At 39.6% G+C, this 25,739-nt stretch carries 13 protein-coding genes, 3 tRNA genes and 1 pseudogene; 2 read left to right on the top strand and 15 right to left on the bottom strand.

The genetic code is table 11. The features are described 5' to 3' along the window. Window positions 1-72: 72 nt before the first annotated feature. The 9 genes and pseudogenes from I6F53_RS14610 to I6F53_RS14570 form a co-directional block, all read right to left on the bottom strand. Window positions 73-996 (bottom strand): annotated as a pseudogene (locus tag I6F53_RS14610) (hypothetical protein); the annotation flags it as partial. A 293-nt stretch (window positions 997-1,289) separates the two neighbouring features. After that, window positions 1,290-2,618 (bottom strand): methyl-accepting chemotaxis protein, encoded by a 1,329-nt coding sequence (locus I6F53_RS14605; protein WP_197240019.1) that lies wholly within the window; start codon window positions 2,616-2,618, stop codon window positions 1,290-1,292. Window positions 2,619-2,776: 158 nt separating this feature from the next. Continuing rightward, entirely contained in the window at window positions 2,777-4,819 is a 2,043-nt protein-coding gene (gene recD / locus I6F53_RS14600; RefSeq protein ID WP_197240018.1) for an exodeoxyribonuclease V subunit alpha, read from the bottom strand. Then, window positions 4,816-8,394, bottom strand: a complete 3,579-nt coding sequence (gene recB / locus I6F53_RS14595; protein ID WP_197240016.1) for an exodeoxyribonuclease V subunit beta — start codon at window positions 8,392-8,394, stop codon at window positions 4,816-4,818. The genes recD and recB overlap by 4 nt, the downstream gene beginning before the upstream one ends. After that, on the bottom strand, window positions 8,381-11,680 hold the full coding sequence (gene recC, locus I6F53_RS14590; protein WP_197240015.1) for an exodeoxyribonuclease V subunit gamma: 3,300 nt from the start codon (window positions 11,678-11,680) through the stop codon (window positions 8,381-8,383). The genes recB and recC overlap by 14 nt, the downstream gene beginning before the upstream one ends. A gap of 158 nt (window positions 11,681-11,838) precedes the next feature. Next, window positions 11,839-12,900 (bottom strand): alkaline phosphatase D family protein, encoded by a 1,062-nt coding sequence (locus I6F53_RS14585; RefSeq protein WP_197240013.1) that lies wholly within the window; start codon window positions 12,898-12,900, stop codon window positions 11,839-11,841. Beyond that, entirely contained in the window at window positions 12,897-14,021 is a 1,125-nt protein-coding gene (locus I6F53_RS14580; RefSeq protein ID WP_197240011.1) for an alkaline phosphatase family protein, read from the bottom strand. The genes I6F53_RS14585 and I6F53_RS14580 overlap by 4 nt, the downstream gene beginning before the upstream one ends. 74 nt (window positions 14,022-14,095) lie before the next feature. Next, window positions 14,096-16,465 (bottom strand): TonB-dependent receptor domain-containing protein, encoded by a 2,370-nt coding sequence (locus I6F53_RS14575; RefSeq protein ID WP_197240010.1) that lies wholly within the window; start codon window positions 16,463-16,465, stop codon window positions 14,096-14,098. A 202-nt stretch (window positions 16,466-16,667) separates the two neighbouring features. Further along, window positions 16,668-17,711 (bottom strand): alkene reductase, encoded by a 1,044-nt coding sequence (locus I6F53_RS14570; RefSeq protein WP_197240009.1) that lies wholly within the window; start codon window positions 17,709-17,711, stop codon window positions 16,668-16,670. A gap of 224 nt (window positions 17,712-17,935) precedes the next feature. On the opposite strand from I6F53_RS14570, the gene I6F53_RS14565 reads away from it, so the two are divergent. Then, complete coding sequence (locus I6F53_RS14565; RefSeq protein WP_138585855.1) at window positions 17,936-18,325, top strand: DUF2750 domain-containing protein; 390 nt, start codon at window positions 17,936-17,938, stop codon at window positions 18,323-18,325. A 71-nt stretch (window positions 18,326-18,396) separates the two neighbouring features. Here I6F53_RS14565 and I6F53_RS14560 read toward each other — a convergent pair whose 3' ends face one another. Beyond that, window positions 18,397-19,263 carry an alpha/beta fold hydrolase gene (locus tag I6F53_RS14560; RefSeq protein WP_197240008.1) on the bottom strand — a complete coding sequence of 289 codons (867 nt, stop codon included), beginning with the start codon at window positions 19,261-19,263 and terminating at the stop codon, window positions 18,397-18,399. 107 nt (window positions 19,264-19,370) lie between these two features. Next, window positions 19,371-20,696 (bottom strand): OprD family outer membrane porin, encoded by a 1,326-nt coding sequence (locus I6F53_RS14555; RefSeq protein ID WP_197240006.1) that lies wholly within the window; start codon window positions 20,694-20,696, stop codon window positions 19,371-19,373. A gap of 642 nt (window positions 20,697-21,338) precedes the next feature. On the opposite strand from I6F53_RS14555, the gene I6F53_RS14550 reads away from it, so the two are divergent. Further along, window positions 21,339-24,011: a CHASE domain-containing protein gene (locus tag I6F53_RS14550; RefSeq protein WP_197240005.1), complete on the top strand. Its 2,673-nt coding sequence runs from the start codon at window positions 21,339-21,341 to the stop codon at window positions 24,009-24,011. A gap of 64 nt (window positions 24,012-24,075) precedes the next feature. Here the strand turns inward: I6F53_RS14550 and I6F53_RS14545 are convergent. The 4 genes from I6F53_RS14545 to I6F53_RS14530 all read right to left on the bottom strand — a co-directional run bounded on the left by I6F53_RS14545 (window position 24,076) and on the right by I6F53_RS14530 (window position 25,738). After that, window positions 24,076-24,165: transfer RNA gene (locus I6F53_RS14545), tRNA-Ser, on the bottom strand. Window positions 24,166-24,340: 175 nt separating this feature from the next. Then, complete coding sequence (gene nadA, locus I6F53_RS14540) at window positions 24,341-25,381, bottom strand: quinolinate synthase NadA (RefSeq protein WP_197240004.1); 1,041 nt, start codon at window positions 25,379-25,381, stop codon at window positions 24,341-24,343. A 141-nt stretch (window positions 25,382-25,522) separates the two neighbouring features. Next, window positions 25,523-25,598, bottom strand: a tRNA-Lys gene (locus I6F53_RS14535). A 64-nt stretch (window positions 25,599-25,662) separates the two neighbouring features. Further along, window positions 25,663-25,738, bottom strand: a tRNA-Lys gene (locus I6F53_RS14530). Window position 25,739: the final 1 nt, after the last annotated feature.

Raw genomic sequence — 25,739 nt, 5'->3', positions numbered from 1 at the left:
TTAAACCCTGAACAAGAAATCGTCAAAGCGGAGAGTGCATAACGTAGTGATCGCGACAACTAGTTTGACAAACACCGCTATCGTTACATTACCTTTACGCTGCGCGTTATGTATTTCGTTGTGGCTATAACTGTCACTCATCATCATTGGATAATGGTTTGGCATAAAGCTGTTTACCGCATCACCTTGCGATTTTAAACGGCCATCAGTATCAATACTTTGGCTACAACTTCCAAATGAGCGAGCTGAACTTGCACCACATGAAGAATGCGATGCAACAACCGAATCATCATTGCCTTTTAAAAATCCACCGGTTAAACCTAAATACGCATTACCATCGGCAACAAAGCGTAAACGAGGTGTACGCGCATCAGGAAACGGTGATATTTTACGTGCATTATTCACTTTTAAATCGTGTAATACACCAACAGCCTCGGTTACATCACTCCCTAACCACCATTTGAGTGCGGCATCGACCGCAAAGTTCCATGATGCGCCAGTTAAAGCACTCACTGCAACATCAGCCAGCTCACTTCCACCACCCGCGCCTGCTAAATCAAAGGTAGCCACAATATTAAGCGGCTCTAAGCCTGCGTTTTCTAACCAGTTTTCTTGATTATCAATAATATGGCGTGCAACTAAGTCTCCTGTTGAATGTGTTACAAATACACAGCCATCACTGCATAAATTAGAGCGTGAAATTTGCTTTAATTTTGGCCACACCCAATCGGTAGCAATTTTACCTTCAATACGTTCATACGCAGGCCAATCAATTCGCTCATCTGCACGATTATTCCAGTACGATTGCCAATATGTTTCCCCATCATTAACTACATCGCTACCCGACTTATTTGTTATTTGCGCGGTTTGTAAGCCGTGAATTAATATAACTTTGTAGTCTTTACTCGCTGCAGAAAAGCTCATTAACATAGCTAATCCCGCACCGAGTATGTGGCTTGGCTTAATTAATGTGTGTGTGCGTTTTTTGTTGTTCATACAATTCCTTAATGTTGTGTACTTAATATTTTATTATCATTTAAGGTATTCATGTTGGTTTGCGTAAGCTTGTCAGCCTAAGCGCTCACTAGTATTAGGAACAATAAACAAAAATGCAACAACTTATTATCATTTAGGAGGGGTTGAAATTTATTTCATACTAATTAATGACTTAACAAAGCTATACTTGTTAAATTTGAAATTATTAGATGGTTTTCAGGGGGGTATTGAGGTAGTAAGATTAAAACGAGCACCATTAAGAGTGCCCGCTTTAGAATAAGGACGAAGCTAATCTAACCGTTGCCTTTAAGCTCACTGGTAAATTGCCCAATCGCATTCACAACTTCCTGTGCACCTTGTTGGATTTCTTGCATCACTTCACCAGATTCTTTAGATAACGCCAAGCCTTGCTCTGCCTTCTCTTTACCTTTTTCTATTACAGCCACCGTATTTTGGGTTTGTGATTGGTTACGCTGTACAACTTCTACAATTTCTTCTGTTGCTTTTGAGGTACGCGATGCAAGCAATCTAACCTCATCCGCAACCACAGCAAAGCCTCGCCCCTGCTCGCCAGCTCTTGCCGCTTCAATTGCGGCATTTAATGCTAATAAATTTGTTTGCTCAGCAATACTACTAATGCTTTGTACAATACTCGATATTTGTTGCGACTGCTGATCAAGCGCTGAAATCTCACTCGCAGCTTGCTCCATGTTAATAGCCAACTCCGTCATTACAGCAACCGTATCTTGTATAACGCTCGCGCCTTGTTCAGCTTTTTTGTCTGTTTGAGTTGAGGTGCTATAGGCAATTTCGGCAGCTTGTGATATCGCAATTTCTTGATTTACTTGATCAGTGATAACAGTCGCAAACTTCATCACTTTATAAAGCTCATTAGCATCATTAGATATCGGGTTATATGACGCTTCTAGCCAAACAATATTGCCATGCTTATCAACTCGCTTAAAACGCTCTGCAATAAATTGTCCTTCTCTCAATTTAGTCCAAAATTGCAAGTACTCTTGGGAGTTTGATTCTGACGGTTCACAAAATGTACGGTGATGTTTACCTAATATTTCGCTTTCTTGATAACCCATTGCCGATAAAAACTGATCGTTTGCTTTTAAAACATGACCCTCTAAATCAAACTCAATCACTGCCATAGAACGGTAAATAGCTTTAATGGTATCGCTTTGCTCGCGAGAAGCCGTAATTGTTTTTGTAAGCACACTGCCAAATACAGAAAAATAGAGCAACTGATCTTGCTCCCCTTTTACAGGATGTACTATTAAACGTAACCATTCAGCTTTGCCGTCGCTGCGCATAACTTGTAATGCACCGCCCCAATGCCCTTCTTTTTTAATGGCTTGCTGTAGACTTTTAAATTCTGCAGATTGACGAGAAGACTCAGTAATAAAATCACTAAAAGAATTATTACTTAAGTCATCTTCGGTGTAGCCTAAATTACTTAAAAATTTATCATTAGCGTGCGAAATTCGCCCATCATAGAGGATATTAAGTACTAGCATCTCTCGATAAAGCCCTTCCCATACTTGCTGTAATGGGTAAAGTTCAGCTTTTAAAGACGCTATTTCATTTTGTTTATTTTTAGAAAAAACATTAATATGCCCACTAATACAATCAATATAAAATTAATTTTAGTATAGGAGACATTTACCATAACGCGATAAATAATAAGAGTTTTAACCGCAACTACATATGAACACTTATATAAGTGAAAATGTACTTATCCAATAGCTTCGACGCAACGTAATCCTCAAGTTTAAAACGTTAATCTTTCGTATAAACCTGATGCCCTAGATACGCTTTTATTCATTGCTAGTTGCAGTACTTTTTTGTCAGCCACCAGCTCAAAGGTGTTTTTAGCACGGGTTATGCCCGTATACACTAATTGCCTGTTAATACCCATGCGCGCTTGTTTTAGCGGTGGCAGTACCATGGCAGTATAGCTAAACTCTGAGCCTTGTGATTTATGGATGGTCATTACATATACTTTATCGTGTGCCGGCAAACGTGCAGGCGAAAATGCTCGTTGATTATCTTGCTCATCAATAAATATAGCTTTGAGCTGATTACTTTCATCGGGCATTAAAATACCAATATCGCCGTTAAATAACTTAAGCTGATAATCGTTTTGGCTCACCATAATAGGCATACCTGTATAATGATGAGTATTAGGACTTACACTAATTAAACCTTGCTGTTGTAATACGCGCTCTATTCGCTGATTTAAGCTATTAACGCCGTAATCGCCTTCTCGTACCGCAGCTAAAAGCTGATAACTTGCAAAAGCAGCATGCACCTGTGCAACACTTGCACCTTGGGCAATTAAGTTTAGGTATTTTGTATAATGACTTGCTGCACTTTTAACGAGTTTTTCTATTGGTTTTGCTACAAAGTCGTAATCTAAAATTACATCGTTAAAACGCCCTTCAGTACTTTCTTGCTCTACGTAATTTAAAATACCGGTGTTATTGGTGTTTACCGCAAGTGCGAGTTGACCAATGCCGCTTTGTGCATCAAACCGATAACTGTGCTGTAAAAAGGCAATGCAATCCGCGAGTTTAAATTCACTCACGCTTTGCGCTACGAGCTTAGGCTCATTATTAAAACATAAGCTATTTAGCTCATCACAACGTGCTTGCGAATAGCTTGGCGTTTGCCCAAGTGTTAAACCTTGGCATAAATCGCTCATTACACTGCCGGTATCTACCGAGGCAAGTTGATCTTTATCACCTAAGAGTATTAATCGCGCGTGCGCAGGTAACGCTTCTATTAATTTAGCCATCAGCGATAAATCGACCATACTGGCTTCATCAATAATTAGCACATCTAAATGCAGTGGATTACCTTTGTTATGTCTGAATTTATTAGTAAACGGTTTTACGCCGAGTAAGCGATGAATAGTTTGAGCGCTTTGCGGTATCAGCATTTTTATATCATCAGGGATCGTTGTGAGCTTATTTTTAGCGCCCAAAATAGACTCACTTAAACGCGCGGCTGCTTTACCTGTAGGGGCCACCAGCTTAATGCTAAGCGGCGCTGTTTTATAAAGCGACTGTAAAATAGCCAGCAACTTAGTCACTGTGGTAGTTTTACCTGTGCCAGGACCGCCCGTGATCACACTAAAGCCTTTAGTTGCAGCAATTGCGCACGCCACTTTTTGCCAGTCCGTTTCAATGGTTGAATCAGCAGGAAAATAGGTATTTAAAAGCTCAGCCAATACTTCATTATTTATATTGAGCTTACGCTCGCTCATAATTAATAACCTATCAGCGAGTGTTTGCTCATAACCGGCAAGGCGCGCAAAATAAAGCCGGTCGTTAAACAGTTGCAGTGGTTTACTCTCGCCTACGCTTTCATGGTTTTGTAAATAACTAAGCGCTGTATGTACATTAAAGTCATCATTAAACGGGCTTAGCGTACTGGGTACATTACCATCGAGTTTATTAAAATCGCCTTTGCGTAAATTAAAAGGATTGCTCCAATCAACCTCATTTAAGGTTAAACAACTGTGTTGGCTTTGCTGCGATAAGCACAGCAGTAAAATAATATAAAACAATTCATTATGAACGTTTGATGCGTTATTAGCGCACAATAGCTCAGCGAGCTTTACATCAACGACACGTAGCCGATTTTCAGCTAATAGATACTCAAGTAACGGCACTTCGGTAATTGTATTCTTTATTGCAATGTCTTCTTGTACAGCATCTGCCGCTGTATTTTGTGCTACAACGGATGCTTCATCATTAAGCGTTTGGTCAATATCGTCAAACAAGCCAGGTTGTTCATTTAAATCGCTCATAGCATGGCTCCTTGGCTAAATAAGCCATCTAAAATAATCACTTGTTCTACAGTTAGCTTTTTAAAGTACACGCCTTGCCCTGCCGGCATTCCTCGTAAAAAGGTGTAATACACACCACCTAAATGGGTCTCTATTGAGTAATCAGTTATGCGTTGCTTTAATAACCGATGCAGCGCTACTGTGTAAATTAAATACTGTAAATGATACTGATGACTGCTCATCGCTTGCTCAAGCATATCGCCCTCGTAATCAGCTGGCGAACTGCCTAAATAATTAGACTTATAATCTAAAATATAATACTTGCCTTGATAGCAAAATATTAAATCGACAAAGCCTTTTAACAAGCCTTTCACCTGCGAAAACTCAAGTTTACTTTGCGTAAAACCAAAATGCTTAACCAGCATTTCGTTTAGCTTAGGTGCACTTAAACTCTCAAGTGGTAAATTAAATTCCATTTCGACTAGGCAATCATTAGGTGTAATCACACCCAATGAAAGAAGGCTGTCTTCCTGAGAGCTTTTATCTAGGGGGCACTCAAGAACATCGAGCACCCATTTTTCGGCCACTTCTCGCCATTGCTCACCTATGTGATACTTTTCAAGGCTGCGTTTTACCACCTCAGATAAGTTTTGCTCGGTATTAGTTGGGTGAACGACTGGGCTGGTAAAATCTATTTGTTCAAATATTTCATGCAAACAGCTACCAGGTTTTGGCCCTTTAGGAAAACTATAAGGTGATGGCAGCTCCTCCTCTTGTACTGCAAACTCGTCTTTTTCGTGATCTTCATCACTTCGCCCTGGGGCTAATTGGTCGTTGTGCTTTTTAAAACTCAGCGCACTAAAACTAGTTGCTCGCCAATTACGCTCAATATTTGCCTTTACACTATTAACACTTAACGTTTGCTGCTCACTTTTACTATTATTAAAGCAAAGTGTCCCCTGTTCTAATAACGTTTGTGAGGTAAATTGCTGATAGCTCATTGCGCTGTTGCTATCGCAAAACTCACTTAAATGTGTACGCCATGTTTGGCTACTATCGAGCTCAAGCCCTGCAAATAAAACATGCCCAAGTGAACTACTTTGAATCGCTAAGCGGCTACTTTGCCCTTGCCCAATATTATAAACACCAAGCGCACAAAAATGTACGGCGCGAGTAAGTGCTACATATAGCAGGCGTAAATCTTCAGCTAGGCGCTCTTGCTCTGCTTTTTGCAGTGCATTTTCGTCTTTACTTAAGTCGTAAATTAGCTTGCCATTATTGTGATAAAGCGCTTCTTTTGTTTCGCGATAGCCACTGGCAAACGGCATAAATACCAGTGGGTACTCAAGCCCTTTTGAGGCGTGCATAGTGACGATTTTAACTAAGTTGGCATCACTTTCTAGGCGTACTTGTACTGTTTCGCCATCTTGCTGGCTTTCCTTTTGTGCAAACCAACGCAGTAAACGCAGCGTACCTTCAAGCTCTATTTGTTTTTGCTGAAGTATTTCGCCTAAATGCCTAAAGTCGGTTAACCAACGCTCAACGTTATACCCTAACCCTTGCCATTTAGCGCTAAGTTGGTTATGGCTCATTAAGCGCTCAAGCATTGCCATAGCGCCTTGCTTGTTCCAAATGTGGCTAAGTTGTGCAAAAAAGTTTAAATACTCTTGCCATTTATTTTCATCATCGGCGAGTGCATGTATTTCGTTATAACTTAAACAAAATAGTGGTCCAGCTAAAACACCTCGCAGCAGTGACTCGTCATATTGACCATGCAGCGCTGTTAAAAAGTTAAGTAGGTGATGGCTAAGCTCTTGGCTAAAAACGCTTTCTCGTGATAAATACACGCTGGCAATTTTGGCATCATCTAGCGCTTTTTTCATTATTTGCGCTTCAACACGGTCGCGCACTAATATACAAATATCGGCAGCGCTTACAGGGTTACTGCCAATACACGCATCCCCCTGTTTTGCTTTTTCAAGCAAGGTCACTATTTTATTAGCAAAATGAGTGGCTAAATGTGCTTGCCCTAGGCCTTTGTTGGTTGGTTTGTTTTTTTCATCGGCGGCTTCATCCACAAATACATTAAATTCAAATGCGGTCGCGGGTTTGCCATCAATTAAAAAAGAATCATCCGCTTTTTTACCTTTCGCAGCTACTGCGTTAAACGGTATAGCGTCGTTATAAATAAAGCTGTTAGCGTGTTTGCCAAATAAACTATTAACGCTATTCACTATATCGGTGCTTGAGCGAAAGTTAGTGCCCAGCGTAAATTGCTGATCAGTCTGTACAGCTTCTTTTGCGCCAATGTACGTAAAAATATCTGCGCCCCTAAAGCCATAAATAGCCTGTTTAGGGTCGCCTATCATGGCAAGCGTGGTATTTTGTTGCCCATAAATTTTACTAAAAATACCGTACTGAATCGGGTCGGTATCTTGGAATTCATCAATCATGGCAACCGGAAACAACTGTGCAATTTTTTGCGCCAGCACATCGCCTTGCTCGTTATTAAGCGCGCTGTGTAAGTTGGTCAGTAAGTCATCGGGGGTGATCACGCTTTGCTCTTGCTTGCGCTTAACTATTGCGGCTTTTACCCAGCGTGCGGCGTGTTGTATAACTGCTATTTTGAGCCCTTGGTTTATAGTGTTATTAAGGGCGGCAAGCTCATCAAATTGACTCAGTAATGGATGCGTAAATAACGTTCCATTTTTTTTATACCAGCTTGCATTTGATAAATTTTCTGTAGTCCATACTTCAAACGAATACTTGCTAGTACCAAATTCAAAAAAGAGATCTCCACCTCCAATAAAATCGGCTAAACCAGCCATGCTATTTTTATGCGCAGGAGTTTTACCCTTACTTAAATCTGATGCTTGTATTGCTCCTATAAACTCTTGCTCTAACACCGCTTTTTTAAATGTAGGTACAAGGGTTATGTATTCATCGCGTGCTTTCCATACATCATCTAAATTTATTTGTGGTGTAATGTGCGCATTAGCTTTATTTAAAATACTCGCCACTTGAGAAAATAAAGCCTCTGGTGCGGCAAATACATCTAAAATAGCATCGGTGCGCTCTTTGCTAAGTGGGTATACAAACGCACGCCAAAAATCTTTAATGGTTTCGAGCAGTATGTCGCGCTCGTCTAAAATAAATTCAAGATTAAACGCCACACCCGACTCAAACGCATGTTGTTTTAGCATCCGCTGACAAAAGCCATGAATAGTAAAAATAGCGGCTTCGTCCATTGATTTAGCAGCTGCATCGAGTAAATCAAACGCGCGGTGTTTATCGTCAATTTTGGCAATTACGCCCTCAATGAGTTCGTCGTTTGGGTCTTGCCCAAGCAATGCGTCGCGCGCAGCAATAATTCGGCTGCGAACGCGGTCTTTAATTTCTTGGGTGGCAGCGTCGGTAAAGGTTACTACCAGGATTTGCTCAACACTGAGCGGCGTATTTAACTCACCGTCTATTTGCATACCTAACAAGTAGCGTAAATACAGCCCCGTAATTGTATAGGTTTTACCCGTACCTGCACTGGCTTCTATTAAGCTTTGACCAATGAGCGGCATAGTTAGGGGGTTAAGCGCTTGCATGGTCACTCTCCTTTGCGTGCTCAAATAATGGTATGAGCAATTTATCGCTCCATTTTATAAATTCATCTTGGCAGTCGTTTAGCGATTGCACCGTTAAGCGAATATACGGGTTTTCGCCCTCGCCTCGCCCTATGTATTGCGGGCTAAATTTACTCATTGCTTTTATTATATCGCCGCCACTTTTAACGTACTCATAACCACTTACTGGAAAAAATGGCACGGGTTCTTTGCGTAGCGCTTTGTATAACTCAAACCAATCAAGTAGCAATGCATCAGCATCTGCTTTATTAATTGGCGCAAAAGTTATTTGCTTATCAAGCCCAAGTAACAATGTTTCTACTTGTTGATCCATACTTTGCGCTGCAAGGTGATAAATAAAGCCTTTAATTAAATCTTTCGCTTTAATGCTGGCACTGCGGTAAAACACCTGTTTTTGCAAATACACATGATTGAGCCAGCCCTCTATTTTGGTGCCCTCAATGGTAAGCAAAACTTCTATCGGCTCACTTTTCCCGCCTTTAATGTGCTCTTTAACTTGCCCTGCAAGCGCGTCAACTCGGTGCTCCATACTTTCAAATATGAGGCTGCCAACATTGGCTTGAGGTAACTCACCCCGCTGCAGTATTTGCTCGGTACTCAGTGGTTGCTCGTTTATGTTTGCTTTAAGTATTTCATCAAGATAAAAATAACGGCGCAGTGCATCTAGGCTAAAGGGTTCTTCGTCTTTTGCTACTTCGTTAAATTGTGGTAGGCGTAAACCCAATGTTTGTTGATAAAAGCTCTCTTGTGCACTGCACACACTTCTAATAAACACATCGAGATCTAGCTGTTCTGGCACAACAACATCAAGCGCAGTAACTGGCTGTGGTTTAATTGATTCACTTGGTAGCCAAATTGGATTGTAACTGTGGTTGCTCAGCGCGCTATTGGCTTGCTCATTTATTAAGTAATACGCACTATTAAAGGGCTGTAAATGCTGCTGGTTGATTAAACATGCGGGCAGTGTTTTTTCGCTTTTATCGCTTAATACAAAGCTGCGCCCTATGTATTCTAACAGCTCGCTTACAAGCGTTGATGGCATGCGCGGTTGGTTATCAAAACACGAGCGACCAATGTAACTCATGTATAAGTTGTCGCGGGCACTCAGTAGCGCTTCTAAAAATAAGTAGCGGTCATCTAATTTACGTGATCGGTCACCTTTTTGCTTTTTAGAATACGGCACTAAGTCAAAACCAATAGGCTGTACGTTACGCGGATAGTCGGCATCGTTTAAGCCAAGCATACATACCACTTTAAATGGTACGGCGCGCATTGGCATCAATGTACAAAAGTTTACTTGGCCTACTAAAAACCGCTGCCCTACGCCTTTTTCTTGAATGCCTTGCTTAATTAAATAACTAACAATACGCTGCGAAACCGCTTTGTTGTAATCGCCGTTGTTGTGGTGCTTTTGTAACTCTTCAAGCACATTTTGCAGCACTAATAAATCCCAGCTGTCGTCGCTTTCACTTTCGTATATCGCGTTTAATAGTTCGCTTAAAATATGCGCTTTATTAGTCAGTGTATCGTCGGGCGTTAATTGCTCTTTAAAGCTTTGCAGTACATCAATAAAGTGCACAAGCTTATTGAGCGTATCAAGCGCCATGCCTTCTACTTCGTCGGCGCTGTAAATGCCGTTAAACGGGCATTGCTCGTCGCGCATGGCAATACCAAGCAATAAACGGTTGAGCCCATGCTGCCAGGTATTTAAATCGATAGCGGGTAAATCAAAGCTGCTTTTATGCGCTGCGTTTATACCCCATTTAACGCCTACGCGTTCAAGCCAGTATTGAATTTGCTCGTATTCGTGCGCTTCAAGCCCAAATTTTTCGGCTATTTGCGTCACTTGTAATAAATCGAGAATATCTGACACACCAAAGCGCGAAAACGGTAAGTTAGCTAAACTCGCAAATGAACTAAGGACGGGCTTTTCTTGCTCGATGGCCAAATCGGCCAATGCGTAAGGAATAAAGCGGCTACCTTGTGCGCCACCAAATACGGCTTCAATGTAAGGGCTGTAAGTGCCTACATCGGGCATCATCACAATTATGTCTTTAGGGGTTAGTTCGGGGTTTTGATTAAATAAGTTAAGTAAGTAGTCGTGCAAGCGCTCAACTTCTCTGAGCGGTGTATGGCAATCGCTGAGCGTAATGCTAGTGTCGGTTGCACTGATTGGTAATTTACCTTCGTCGTTTATAAACCACTCTTTGTTATCGGTTAGCGATTCTCCTTTAAACGCAAGTTGATAAATCTCGCTTTGTACTTGCCCTAGTAAGGTGTCGTCAAACACATCAATAAAACCATCAATCCAACGAGCATCTAGCTGTACAAGTTGCTCAAAATAGTCGCGACCTAATTTACCCCACGACGATAATAACGGATTACCAATAAAGTAGTATTCTTCATCTGGGTTAGTGTGTTTTTTTTGTTGTGCTTCCACCAGCGGCATTTTAGCGTATTTAGCGCTTATTTTAGCCGCTGTTTTTTCATCTATAATATCGCCCCAGTAATGCTCACTTGGGTTAAAAAAGAATAATATAACCTCTGTTTTTTTACTCAGCGCTTCAAATACGTCTAGCTGGGAGCTGGCAATCGCCGATATACCAAATAAGCTAATGCGTTGTGGTAGTAAGCTATTATCCATAGTCTCAAGTGCTGCAAGTAATTGCCCTTGCATGTTAGCGCGATGAAATTGGCTTTGCCCAAGGTCTTGGCTTAGTTTTACAATGCGTCGCCATAAGTCAGGTTGCCATGGGGCTATTGTTACATCTACATCATCAAGCTCATCTTTACCGCTATCCCATGTGGCAATCCAGTGTGGTCGGTACATTAAATATTGGTCGTACACATCGGCTATTTTTTCGCACAGTGCAAAAGTTTTTTGCCCGTCAATATCACCCTCTAAATAAGTTTTTAGCGGCAAATATAATGGTTCATCAATGCACGTTGGTAAAATTGCAAACAGTTTCCAAGCAAGGTTGGGTTTGTTAAATGCCGACTCTTTAGGGACATTTGGCAATAATTGCTGATACAACTGCCAAATAAAGCTCGACGGCAGCGGAAAGTCCACTTGCGCTGCGACCCCTAAGTTTTCGCTCAAACCTATTTTTAACCACTGCGACATACCCGGCGATTGCACTAGCACTACTTCTTTGTCGAACGGACTTTGCAATGGGTTTACTTTTAACAGCTGGTGAAACTGCGCTTGCAGAGCTTCCATCCGGTTTGATTGAATAATATTTAGCATATAACACGGTCCTTGCTTGAGATAGAACCAGTGTAAGATATTTTTAATATTAGGGGTAGCGCAAAAGGGTAATTGGCTTTAATAAATCAGAGAGTTAAGAACTAATTTACAGGTTTTTAAACGCACAGCATCTATTTTATAAACTGTGCGTAGTGAGTTTATTTATAAGGGCTAATACTTGATAAACTAAAGTCACTTTGCATTATTACTTCGCCATCAATACCTTTTAATTTAAGTGAAATAGTGGGATCAATTTGCTGCCAGTCTATGCTTAAATCACCATAATTTACGTTATGAGTAAAATTCCCTACTCGGTGTTTGTTAGGGCTTACATCTTTCCACTTTTCAGTTAAGCCAGAGCTGGTCATCTCAATTAATGGGTAATCAAGGTTTTGCTGATACTTTGATATTTCACCCCAGTGCGTATCGCCGCTGATGATCACTACCCCATTTACCTTATGCTTTTTAATCAATGCAAATAAACGGTTTCTATCTTCAGGAAAGTTTGCCCATGACTCCCAACCTGTAAAATCGGGTAAAAGCTGTAAGCTTGAGGCAATCAATTTTATTGCAGCAGGCTTTTTAAGCTCATGTTCAAGCCATTGCCACTGGGCTTCACCTAGCATTGATGCGCCCTTTACTTCACTAGGACTATACGGGCCTTGGTTATTTAACTTACGCTTAGTGTAGTATTCAAGCTCGCTTACATGGTTTAGCGCATCACGGTTCCAACGTAAATCAGGTATTATTACTTGTATGGTTTGCTCATTTTCACCATACATGTACGAGGTATAAATTCCATCAGGACGAGTGCGACGCGCTGAGTTTACAGGTTCATCCCAAAAATTAAGCATAATTTGGCGTGATTCCTCTTTATGCGGATACTCTTTACCTGCATCGTTTTGGCCATAATCGTGGTCATCCCACATAGCAATAATAGGCGTTTGCGCTTTCAAGATTTTAAAACCAGCCTTTGCCCCTAAACGTTGGTACTTATCGGCAAGTACATCCATATCGTTGGTATCGCCATAAATATTGTCACCCAAAAATATAAACAAATCTCCCTGCTCTTTGTTAATTGCATTAAATATGGGTATTTTTTTATCTTGATGCCCACACGAACCAAACAGGATTTTAGATGGCGCAGCAGTAACACTTACGCTAATAACCAAACTCAACGCCAAGCCAAATAGAGTCAATGGTTTTAATAGGTTCTTCATTTTAAAATCTCGCTAATAGCAGGCGCCATATTTGAATTTATTTCATTTGGGTTCTGCCCAAGAGCCTTTAAAACGGTCGCCGCTATTTGCGCTTGTTTAAGCTCATTTTTAGTTTTAATTAAGCCACTACCTTTTATTGCGGGGCCAATGGCGGCAAGCCAAATATGTTCAGAGCCGACAATTCCTTCTGGGTAGGTATTTTCACCTAACTCTAGCTCAGCAAGTGCACGTTTAGAGCTGTGATGTTGCCAATCATTGGCATTATTGCCACGGCCGTGATCAGTAGTAATAATTAGTGTGGTGTTATTTTTATAACCCGTTGTAGTTTGAATGGTTGCCCATAAGTCTTTTATAAACGCGTCACTTTGCCTTGCCGATTTAAGGTATTGATCGTAATGACCATCATGCGCAAAGTCATCGGTTTCGCCTAAACTTATCACTAACAACTTAGGCTTTTTAGCCAACATATACGCTTTAGCAAAGCGATATGTAAAACTATCTAGTCGTACGTTATACCAAGGACTGGGGATTTCATTTTGTAGCGCATTTAATAGTGGTGCATCAGTGAATAAATTCTCTTCAATTGACATAAAACCTGCATTTACATACACGTTACTGCGCTTAGTATTTACAATGTATGGGAATACATCCCAACTACCGAATAAGGCTGTGCTACCTTTAAACTCAGGTAACTTATCTAAACGCTCTAAAATAGTTTTATTTGGGTTGAGCACTTTGTTGTTACTATTTATATTTTCGTCAACTTCACCGGTGAGTATTTCGTTATAACCAGGGTATGAAAAATACCACGGGTTACTTACCGACATAGTAGAGCCGTTAGCTCTATCGCCAATTATAATCCCTTTTTTAGCCACTACTTGAGTTAAAAAAGGCATTAGTAATTGCTGGCGCTCATTTGCTGTTTTTGCCCAAAACTGAGGCTTTAATTGCTCAGGCTTTTTAACAAAATCAGCATTATTAATTAAGCTATTATCAGCCCCATTAAATACTTCTTGCCAGCGTACTCCATCAAGCGTTACCAGCACTACATTTTGCGCTGCTGCAAAGTTGCTCGCTAATACACTTAAGCTAAATAGTGTTACTTTTAAAATCGTTTTCATCGCGTTTTTCCGCCCTTTCATATAATAAAGCCCATCAATGATGGGCTTTTTTAAATTCAATTACTTAAACCTAATTAAAAGTCAGCGGTAAATGTAACTGCTGCTGTGCGAGGCGCACCAATAAAGTAAGTAGAGCCATTGCCTGTACCACCTGCTAAGTAGCTTTTGTCTGTAACGTTATAAACAACAAACGATACGTCAATGGCTTTGAACGGACCTGCATTTACATCAGTTGAGTAGCCTGCATTAAAATCAAGTACGGTGTAACCGTCTACTTTATTACGCGCGCGAGTGTCTTCATCTTGCCATGCACCTAAACGCTCGCCTGTGTACTTAGCCGATAAACCAACACGAAGTCCATCGCTAAAGTAGTCGGTAGATACCACAAATAAATCTTCTGATGAGTCTATTATGCTATCGCCTTTTCTAAAGCTCGGCGCTACCTCATTACCACTTTCATCTTTTAATATTACGCCTTGTGAGTCGTATGCATTTGGATCATCTGATGAATATTCAGAACTGCTATTAGTATACGACGAGTACACGCTCCAGCTTGGTGTTAACATATAGCTTACTGCAAGCTCAAGCCCATTTGAGTCAATGCCCCCTACATTTACGTACGAGCCATTTGTACCAATAGTGTAATCAATGCCGTCGGTGCCACTACCAGGTGCAATAAAAGTAATACGGTTATCAAAATTAACACTGTAAGCCGTTGCGGTAAGCGTTAACTTATCGGCTTGATAACGTACACCAAAGTCAATATTGTCGGCAGTTTCTGGTTCAATATTTGTAAGTGTTGAGCTATCTCGTTCCAGTACACCGTCTTTTATTGCAGCAAAATTTTCGCTGTAGCTGGCAAACAATTCTGTGCTGTTATTTAACTGATACAATACACCACCACTAAATAACACGTCTGAGTCGCTATCTACTTTATCTGATCTTTCGTTAGCAAAGTGGTAGTACTTTTGTAATTCAACTAAATACTGTTTTGCACCAATATTTAATGTTAAGTCACCAAAATTAATCGAGTCTTGTAGGTACCATTTGAATGTATCGGTATCAAAGGTGTTTTTGTATTGTGTCCAGTAAGGTGTGCTGTCAAAGTGATGATAGATACGCGCGTCAATTACTTTGTGCCAATCACGCGATTCTTCACGTTCGCTTTGCTCATACCAAAAGCCCGCTTCTATATCGTGATCGCCAAATGTGGCTTGGTAGTTTGCGGTTACGCCCAAACGATCTTTGTTGTAATGCGTATGGCGGTATGACATGACCGGCGTTGCTGTTGCATCGTAACACGCAGGATTTAAACCAGGACCCGACTCCCATGGCCAGCTCAAACTTTGCGTACAATCGGCATTTGGTGCAAGTGGGTTGCCTTCACTATCAGCAAAACCATAAGAGCCTGCATTAATACCGCCCTCGGTAGTTGGGTCGCCATTTTCATCAACAGGCGTTGTTAAATAAGGTGGGATCCAATCGCCACGCCCTGAATTTTTATGATAATAAGGGCTAACTGTTAATAATGACGTTGGCGAAATCGCGTATTCAAATTTTAAATAGCCTAAGGTATTTTCACGAAGCGTTCCCCAGCCTTCTGCAAACATTTGGTCAAAATGAGGAACTCCCGTCCAATTCCATGTTAGCTGATCCCACTCTGGTGTTTGTTCAAACTGCTCAAGGCTTACGCTGTTATAGTTTGTCTCGCTGACATCGTCGTAAGATAAACGCCCGGTAAGTGTTAAGTCGTCAAAATTAGATACAAACTTAACCTCAGCATGTTGATTGTCTTTACCGCCATTACTGCCTGAGCCAATCCAGCGGCTTGTATCGGTTTGCGAGTAACTTACGTACGCTTGTGTGTTATCAAAAACAGTGCCTGTTTCGTGTTTAAAGTAATAACGCGTGGCATCGTGGCTGCCTGAGGTATACGCAAAGGTAGTGCCTTTTTCAAGGCTTGGGTCTTTACTTACAAAGTTAAATGTCCCGCCTAGCGCTTCAAGTGAAGCCGACTTAATATCAGACGTACCTTGACCAACTTCCACCGTTGCTAAATTTTCGCTTTCTAGGTAACGGTTAGCTTTAGCACCACCACCGTAATTAGAGCCACCATTGGGAATGCCATCAACGGTCATTCCTAATTGCTGTTGGTTCCCGTCAATACTAAAACCACGCATTGTAATTGTAGTTGACCAATCATCGCCACCAAATGCATCACCTTCGTTTATGCTAATACCTGGTAAGTTGTCAATAACCGATAATATGCTCGATACCGAACTTTGCTGCTCAAGCATTGCAGGCTCAATAACATTGTTAGCGTAGCTCGTTGGTTTAGCTACAACGGTTACTTCTTCTATGGTGTTGTCGTTAGCATAAGCAGATGTTGATACAGCCATGGCAATAGCCATGCTCAAAAGCGATTTATTTTTTAAAGCGTACATTGTTGTCCCGTTTGATTTTAATTATAAAATATGAAAACGAGCACAGTATGAATTTCAAATATGACAACGAGGATGAACTTTATTTACATAAAGGTTAAACAAATATGGGACATTTATGGCGGGAATATGTACAAAAAAAGACACCCAAGGGTTTAACTTTGGGTGTCTTAATTATTTTCTAGAACTTATTACAAATAGTAATTTATTTCAATTCAGCTAGCATTTCATCGCTGTATGGTACTAACTCTTCACCGTTTGCAACTTTGCTAATATAATCTGGGTTTGCAATAAGTGGACGACCAATAGCGATTAAGTCAAACTTAGCATCGTTAATTGCCTCTTTTGCAGACTCAAAGCTATAGCTGCCTACACCTACTAATGAGCCTTTGTAGCCTGCACGTAAAAATTCAGACGTAGATTTACCTTCAAGTGATTCAAACGTTGTACTGTCGTCAAAAATACCGCCGTGCAAGTACGCTAAATTTCTCTTTTCAAGTTCTGGTAACAAGTAATCAAATACCGCTTTATCGCGGCTATCTTCGCTCATGTTAAAGTACGCACCTGGTGTTAACCTAAGTGCAGTACGCTCGTTGCCTACAGCTGCAATAACGGCATCGGTTACTTCTAGAGCAAAGCGCGACATATTTTCAGGCGTTTGACCGTATTCGTCGCTGCGCGTGTTTGCAGCGTAATGTAAAAATTGGTCAACTAAATAACCGTTAGCACCGTGAATTTCTACCCCATCAAAGCCCGCTTCAATTGCGTTTTCAGCGGCTTTTGCAAAATCAGCAACTAGAGCTTTAATGTCATCCGTTGTGGCTGCTTTTGGTGTAATGTATGTAAGCTCGCGCATACGTGGTACAGAGCCTTCAACACCAATTGCCGATGGCGCAAGTACATCACCATCAAAAAAGTGAGGATGTGCAACACGACCAACATGCCAAAGTTGTGCAAACATTTTGCCGCCATTAGCGTGCACTGCGTCTGTTACTTTTTTCCAACCTTGAACTTGCTCGCTGGTAAATAAACCCGGAGTATTTGGGTAACCTTGTCCATCTGGACGAATAATAGTTGCTTCGCTAATAATTAAACCGGTTTCGGCACGGCGAGCATAATATTCAACCATATCTTGTGTTGGCACTAAATTATCGTCAGCCATACAACGCGTTAATGGTGCCATAAGTACACGGTTTTTAAGCTCTATCGTATTATTTAGTTTAAACGGAGCAAGTAGATCAGTTGTCATTTTTCAATCCTTCATTAAGTGTATGCTTACTACAATGTGGCCTTTTTACAAACATTCAAGTTTATTTTGAATGATCGCTCAAATTAGTGAGAACTTATACTGATCAACATACAAATTAGATCTACATTGATGAAATTAAATAGCAACTTTTCAACACTCTGTCATATAACTCGATATACTTGTGTGCATATAATTTAGATATAGTAATTAAAAGTGAGCTAATTATGACAACGCCAAATTTAAGCGAAGAACAAGCAGTAATTTTAGGGCTTGGAGCAAAAAAACGTCTCGCCTATATGTTCGAAACTGTGCAGCAATTTAAGCAAGTATGGATTTTAAACGACGATGATGGCTGCGTTATGCTTGCCAACGAAGATGACGACTGCGTACCAGTTTGGCCAACTCGCGAATTTGCAGAAGCATGGGCGACTGGAGAATGGGCTGGCTGTAGCGCTAAAGCAATCCCACTTGCAGACTGGTTTAGCCGGTGGACACCCGGTCTTGAAGAAGATGATTTACTTATTGCTGCATTTCCTACTGAGGAAGACGACGGCACAATATTGTTTTCAGACGAGTTTGAAAAGCAATTAAAAGCACCAAAGCAAAAATATTAAGGTTCAAAGCCTAAATACTCAGAGTTCTAAAATTTATAAACGCGGCACTTAATTTAGTAGCCGCGTTTTTATTACCTGTTTCTAAAACTCAAATACGCCTGCGTTATAGCATTTGCATCTTCTACTTGTGGATAATGGCCAAGCTCTACAAACTCTTGTACGCGCGCATTTGGGATCAGCTTTTTGTAATGCTCAATCATATGCTTACCAGAGATGGGATCTTCTGCGCCTGCTATAAACGTAAGTGGTATATGGCTATTTACAATGGCACCAACCCAGCGTTCTCGGTTTTGCTGCCTCTGTTTTATATAACTAATGAGTTTAGGCATAACGGCTAAGCCATCTTTGTAAACCAGCAGTTCCCAAAGTGTGTCTATTACCTGTGTTGTAGGCGGTGTATTTTTGCCAAAAATAGTCACTAGGTTATTGGCAAATTTTTGTTTATTCATTAATTTCGGCACTATCCAACCTAACTTCGAAAGTAAAAGCTTTTGTATAAATAATGGTTTATGCGCCTCAGGAAATAACCCACCATTTAAAAAACACACACTGTTTATTTTAAAGTCACTTTGCGAAGCTACTTGCCTTGCTAACAACTCTTGAGCCAAAGTATCGCCATAATCATGGGCTAGTATATGCACATCACTAATATTTAAACGCTTTAAAAATTGCGTGTATAAATCAGCTTGCTCGGTAATTTTATAAATAGCGTTTATTGGTTTATCTGACAAACCAAAACCTAGCATATCGAGCGTAATTACAAAATAATGTTCACTAAGCGTTTGCCACATACCTTCCCAATCCCAGCTAGCACTTGGAAAGCCATGTATTAAAAGCAGCGCAGGCTTACTTATATCGCCAGCTGTTTTAGTAAAAATTTGATGGCCACTAATTTGAGTAAATTGACCCTGTGATTGCCACTGTTGAAGAGAAAACATATATTAGCTTAATTTTTATTATTAATTTGTTAGTTTTATCATAAAGGTAATTAAAAAAGGACACAAAACCAATGCATAAAATTTGCATTGGCTTATTAAAAGTCATTTTAAAATTTAATAGTATAATCTACATAAACTCGGTGGTCGGCTCTGTCGCCTTTAACACCATCAACACTGCCTGACTTTTCGGTTGTATAATCTACATATAACCAGCGCAAACTTAAGCCTTTAATTTTCTCAACTTTATAGCGGGTATCTACAGCCCAGTACTTTTCATCTGCTTCACCGCCTATTTTACCTAAAGCTGAATTTTCAGCGCCCGTACCGCTAGTGTAATAAAACTTAGTGCTGAGCCCTGGAGATAAAGCTTTTAAATCAATTCCTAAACGAGCTTGCCATGATGTTTCATTTTGGTTTGTTAAATCGGCGCCAATTAATGAGCGAGTTGGAAATGGGTTTGTACCATGATCGCCACTAAAGTTATCTTCAATCCAAGCATCGCTTACTTTAGTAAAGGCCGCACCTACACTCCAAATATCTTTTTTCCAATCAGCATCTAAGTAATATGCAAATCCATCGTTTTCACTTTTAGTTAAGCCTGTTAATTCACCAGGTGCATCTTCATCATCCAAGTCACCGCTCTCTGCGCCTGTTACAAATAAATCACCATCATCTTGTGAGGTAAATATACCACTTGAAAGCGTTAACTTACTTTGCTCAAGTTTTATGTCGTAACTGATTTTTAATCCCATTTTACTTAGGTAATTGTGGGACTTTAAATATTCAGCTTCTAATGTTATGTCGTCTTTTTTATGCGTAGCACCTACGCCCCAAATTACACTAATAGCGCCAGTTGCAGATTGATCGGTAGAAAAATCTTCCCATCTATCATCATGTCGACGGCTCCATTTATCGTATACATAACCATATAATTTAGTGTTGCCGATATTATAGTCGCCAAAAACACCTCGAAAAGTATTAGGAATAGCACGGCTGCCTGAGCTTTTTAAAAGCATACTTTTGGTTTTTTGCCCACCTACTTTAACGTGACCGTTGTTGCCCAATTTAAAATCTAAAAAATATTGACCAAATTTAGAAAAGCTATCGTCTACTCCACCACTCTCATTACCTGCTGGTAAAATATTACCTGCGGCTGAACCTGTAGAGTTAATATTCATTGCGGTGTAAGTCGATACACCCACACTCAATAAATCGTTTATATAACCCGATGTGTAATTGAGCTCTATACCTTGAGCAAAGGTAGAATCGTCACTTGCGTCGTTATCGTAGTCACGGTCAAAATAAATTGATCTAAGTTTTATATTAAATTCATCTTGTTCTGTCAGCCCATTAACAGCGGCATACGAAGGTATAGAAATACACGTTAATACTGCGGCTGTTACCGCAAATAATTTATAGAGCCGTAGAGTCATAGTTATCTCCGTTACCTTGTTTTGTGTTAATTTAATGCAGCAGTGCATAACAACGTGTACGTTTAGCAAAAATGGCAAACGTCGTATAAGGTAATTACATTTCACGCAATGACGTTTTTTCATGCTATTAAATATAGAACAATATAAGTTTTTTAATGTTTTAATTTTCATGCTATGAATATTAAGTATTTGTTTTGTGCTCGATACATCACAACATTGAGGCAGCTATTTACTCGTATCTATACTGCTAGGTCACTTTAAAAACACTATAATTATGGCTGAATTTTACTTGGGGTAAACTTACCAAATTTAAATCAGGAGCAAAGACTAAGAGTTATTCGTTGTTTTTATGGGCATCTAATCCACACTAAAAACCAGTAAATATAAAAACGAACACTTTTAGCTAATACTTTTGTTGGTAGTTATAAAGCCACCGAAAACATATAAATTATTATATTTATATGTATGTTCATTTTACCTTGATGCTTAAAATCAAATTTTTACATTCCCTCCACTCTAAACCACTATAAAATATATATATTCTAATTTAAAACAAAGTTGTATCCTGAATAATAAGTGCTATATTTATCTCGATGATAAAACAGATATACAATTAGTATATTCATAATAAAGGATGGGTTAATGTTTTCAGGACGACCGGTTAGTAAAGGGCTATTAACCTCTGTACTTATTCATACCATTTTACTCACCATCGGTGTTGGGTTAACTTATATTGCTCATATTAAGCATCAAGATGCACTTAACAACAAAATAAATGAAGCCCTTACTAGTCGACTTTCTACGCTTTCATCAGGCGTAGAAAGCAGGCTCGATTTATATAAGTATGGTCTATTTGGTTTAAAAGGCTTTGTTCACGGCATAGGTGTTAACAACCTAAACTACAAAGCAATTTCTAATTACTCTAACAGCCGTAACTATGCCCAAGAGTTCCCCGGCGCAAACGGTATTGGTTTTATAAGAAAAGTAAACTCTGAAAACTTAAATCAATTTCTACAAACTGCAAAAAACGATCGTCCTGATCATATATTTAATATAAAAAAACTCACGAACAAGAGTAATGAACTTTTTATTATTCAATACATATTTCCTGAAAAAAGCAATTTACAAGCCATTGGGTTAGATATTAGTTCAGAGGAAATGCGTCAACAAACGGCTTTAAATGCAGCTATTAATAATAGCACTCAACTAACAGCTCCCATTACGTTGGTGCAAGCTGATAAAAAAGCACAACAAGGCTTTTTAATCTTACTGCCAGTTTATAAAAAAACGATTATTCCTAAAAACAAAAATCAACGTTTAGAGCAGTTACTAGGATGGGTTTACTCCCCTTTATTAATTAATAATATTTTGGACTCTTTATCACAGGTAGATGAAAATCACCTCATTATTAGCGATCTTAATAGTAGCACCGACTTTTTTAGTTATGGCGCTAAAAGTACTTCTACAAATTTCTATCACAGTAAAGTAATAGAGGTTATGGGAAGAAAGTGGAAAATAACAATTAATGCCTCAGATGAGTTTATTGAAACACTTAACTTACCAAGTAAGTATAAAGCATTAGTAAGTGGTATATTTTACACGCTAGGCTGTATGCTTATGGCTTTTTTAATACAGTTATTTATTTTTAGACGAAACCAAAGAATTAAAAGAAAAGCACTACAAGCAAAAAAAAATAAGCTCGCATTACAACAAGCAAATTTAAGACTAGAAAATGAAGTAAAACAACGCACCAAAGAAATTGCAGATATAAGTATGCTTCAGCGTAGTATTTTAAATAGTGCTAGCTATTCGATTATTGCTACCGACATAAATGGCTTAATTACATTATTTAATCCCGCCTCTGAAAAGTTATTAGGCTATAAAGCGCAAGATGTTATTGGAATTGAAAACCCTGGCATTTTTCATTTAGAAGAAGAAATTATAAAAAAAGCTCAGCAACTAAGTACTGAATTAAATAAACTTGTCTCCCCTAGTTTTGAAGTTTTGATATTAAAAGCAACAGCAACTAAGCCTGATATTAATCAATGGACATACATCTCCTCTTCGGGTAAAAAAATACAAGTTAATATAAGCGTTACTTCTTTATTGAACAATGAAAATGAAGTTGTTGGTTATTTGGGGGTAGCATATGATTTAACCGAACAAATTAATCACGAACAAGCTCTTGGAGATGCTAAAGAGTTAGCTGAGCAAGCATCCCAAGCTAAATCTGAGTTTTTAGCAAATATGAGTCACGAAATACGCACTCCTATGAATGGCATACTCGGCACATTACAGTTACTGCAAGAGCAACCATTAAATGAAAAGTCAAAAGAGTATTTAAAAAAATCACTTTATTCAACCCGCTCACTCACCACTATTATTAATGATATTCTCGATTTTTCTAAAATTGAGGCTGGTAAGCTTTCATTAGAGCATAAGCCTTTTGATCTTTTTGAAGTGATTCATCACTTAGAGTCAGATCTTGGTCTGCAAGCTAGCGATAAAAACATATACCTTAAATTTGTTATCAATATTAATCATAAGTACTGGGTGGGCGACCCCGTTAGACTCAGACAGATATTTTTAAACCTAATATCTAATGCGATTAAGTTTACGTCGCAGGGCGGCGTTACAGTAACGTTTAGGCTAACCGACGAAAACAAAATATGTTGTTGTATATCAGACACCGGAATTGGAATTTCTGAGCAGGCTATAGAGCGATTGTTTGAGCGCTTTGAACAAGCAGAGCAATCAACTACGCGTGAATATGGCGGTACAGGCCTAGGCTTACCAATCACTAAATCATTAATAGGCCTCATGAATGGCGAAATTAAGGTAACAAGCCAACTAGGCTCCGGTAGTCAGTTTTATGTGTACCTACCACTAGATCAAGCACAGATTGATGAAAGCGCATTAAAAACAAAAAATGTTGATCTCCCTGACCTATCCGGAAAAACCATTTTATTAGCGGAAGATAACAAAATAAATCAGCTTGTTGCATCTGCGATGCTTGAACCGACTAAAGCTACCATTATTATTGCAAATAATGGGTTAGAAGCAGTTTCATTATACAAGTCACACAAGCCCGACATTATTTTTATGGATATCCAAATGCCAAAAATGGATGGACTTCAGGCATGTAAACAAATTAAAGCGCTTGATAGCGAGCAAATCGTTATTGCATTAACCGCTAATGTTTTTACAGAACAAAAAGAGATATACAAACAGTTATTTGATGGTTACGTTTCAAAGCCAATTGAAAAACATGAACTTATAGGCATGTTATCAACGCTCGATTTAGTCGATAGTTAATTTAGGCATTAAAAAACCCAGTTACTAATACCTTTCGATATTAGTAACTGGGCTCTAAGAATAATGGTGGAGGGAGAGGGATTCGAACCCTCGTTAGGGATAAACCTAAACACACTTTCCAGGCGTGCGCCTTCAGCCACTCAGCCATCCCTCCACAGTGTTGCAATTGTATAATGCAACAGCGCGCTATAGTATGAAATAGACTCTTAAGGTGCAAGGCATTTTTAAATATGAGTATTTAAATGATTATTAATTAAACAACAACTTAAGTGTAGGCACAAAAAACGGCTAAACCAGGGGTTTAACCGTTTTAATTTATACTTTTAAAATTACTTAGCCATGCTCGCAGTAAACTCAAGCATGCGATTTAGAGACTTGAGTGCGCCTTCGCGTAAATCCATATCAACGAATACTTCTTTACCTTTAGGGCTTATAAGGGCTTCCTCAATCGCTTTTAAGCCATTCATTGCCATCCAAGGACAATGAGCACAACTTTTACATGAAGCGCCCTCACCTGCCGTTGGAGCCGCAAAAAACTCTTTGTCTGGGCACAGTTGCTGCATTTTATAAAAAATACCGCGATCGGTTGCTACAATAAACTTTTTGTTTGGCATTGTTTGCGCAGCTTTAATTAATTGGCTCGTAGATCCAACAGAATCTGCAAGTGCAACAATTTCTGCTGGTGACTCAGGGTGAACCAATACACCTGCATCTGGGTGCAATGCTTTGAAGTCTTTTAATGCCTTAGTTTTAAACTCGTCATGCACGATACATGCGCCATTCCACATTAGCATATCAGCACCGGTATTTTTTTGAATGTAGCTACCAAGGTGCTTATCTGGGCCCCAGATGATTTTTTCGCCTTGCTCATCTAGGTGCTCGACTATTTCAAGCGCACATGATGAGGTTACAATCCAATCTGCACGCGCTTTAACTGCGGTAGAGGTGTTTGCATACACAACCACTTTACGGTCAGGGTGCTCGTCACAAAACGCTGAAAACTCATCTACAGGACAACCAATATCAAGCGAACACGTCGCTTCAAGCGTTGGCATAACAACCGTTTTATTAGGCGTTAAAATTTTGGCGGTTTCGCCCATAAATTTTACGCCCGCAACAATAATCATATCTGCATCGTGACGTGCGCCAAAACGTGCCATTTCTAGCGAGTCGGCAACGCAGCCGCCGGTTTCTTCAGCAAGTGCTTGAATTTCAGGATCGGTATAATAATGTGCAACAAGTACTGCATTTTTATCTTTCAGTAATTGTTTTATACGCGTTTTGTATTCGCCTTGCTCGTCTTGTGTTAACGGTGCTGGCTTAGGAGGGAAAATATAACCTTCAGGCATAATTGTTTGAGCTAGACTCATGTTCTCGACCACTTATCTACAGTGCATTAATTACGGCGAATTATACGAGAATATAAACACAAATAACAGCAAACTAGCGAAGCTGTTTATAAAAAATAGAATGGGAATTTAAAAAAGAATATAAAGGAAAGTATTAGAGAGTGGTGGGTCATGATGGATTTGAACCATCGACCAATTGATTAAAAGTCAACTGCTCTACCAACTGAGCTAATGACCCGCTCTAATATAAATCTGCTTTGTAAAAAGCGTGCGTAAATCCGCCGATTAAAACTTTCATAGAATGGTGGGTTATGATGGATTTGAACCATCGACCAATTGATTAAAAGTCAACTGCTCTACCAACTGAGCTAATAACCCG

This window comes from Pseudoalteromonas sp. SWN29 (genome assembly GCF_015864465.1).
Lineage (GTDB): Bacteria > Pseudomonadota > Gammaproteobacteria > Enterobacterales > Alteromonadaceae > Pseudoalteromonas.
Note: the sequence above shows the minus strand (reverse complement) of the source record. Positions and strands in the feature narration are given on the sequence as shown.

Coding starts and splice junctions, on each gene's coding strand:
- recD (WP_197240018.1), bottom strand. CDS start 4,819: ATGAGCGATTTAAATGAACAACCTGGCTTGTTTGACGATATTGACCAA.
- recB (WP_197240016.1), bottom strand. CDS start 8,394: ATGCAAGCGCTTAACCCCCTAACTATGCCGCTCATTGGTCAAAGCTTA.
- recC (WP_197240015.1), bottom strand. CDS start 11,680: ATGCTAAATATTATTCAATCAAACCGGATGGAAGCTCTGCAAGCGCAG.
- I6F53_RS14585 (WP_197240013.1), bottom strand. CDS start 12,900: ATGAAGAACCTATTAAAACCATTGACTCTATTTGGCTTGGCGTTGAGT.
- I6F53_RS14580 (WP_197240011.1), bottom strand. CDS start 14,021: ATGAAAACGATTTTAAAAGTAACACTATTTAGCTTAAGTGTATTAGCG.
- I6F53_RS14575 (WP_197240010.1), bottom strand. CDS start 16,465: ATGTACGCTTTAAAAAATAAATCGCTTTTGAGCATGGCTATTGCCATG.
- I6F53_RS14570 (WP_197240009.1), bottom strand. CDS start 17,711: ATGACAACTGATCTACTTGCTCCGTTTAAACTAAATAATACGATAGAG.
- I6F53_RS14565 (WP_138585855.1), top strand. CDS start 17,936: ATGACAACGCCAAATTTAAGCGAAGAACAAGCAGTAATTTTAGGGCTT.
- I6F53_RS14560 (WP_197240008.1), bottom strand. CDS start 19,263: ATGTTTTCTCTTCAACAGTGGCAATCACAGGGTCAATTTACTCAAATT.
- I6F53_RS14555 (WP_197240006.1), bottom strand. CDS start 20,696: ATGACTCTACGGCTCTATAAATTATTTGCGGTAACAGCCGCAGTATTA.
- I6F53_RS14550 (WP_197240005.1), top strand. CDS start 21,339: ATGTTTTCAGGACGACCGGTTAGTAAAGGGCTATTAACCTCTGTACTT.
- nadA (WP_197240004.1), bottom strand. CDS start 25,381: ATGAGTCTAGCTCAAACAATTATGCCTGAAGGTTATATTTTCCCTCCT.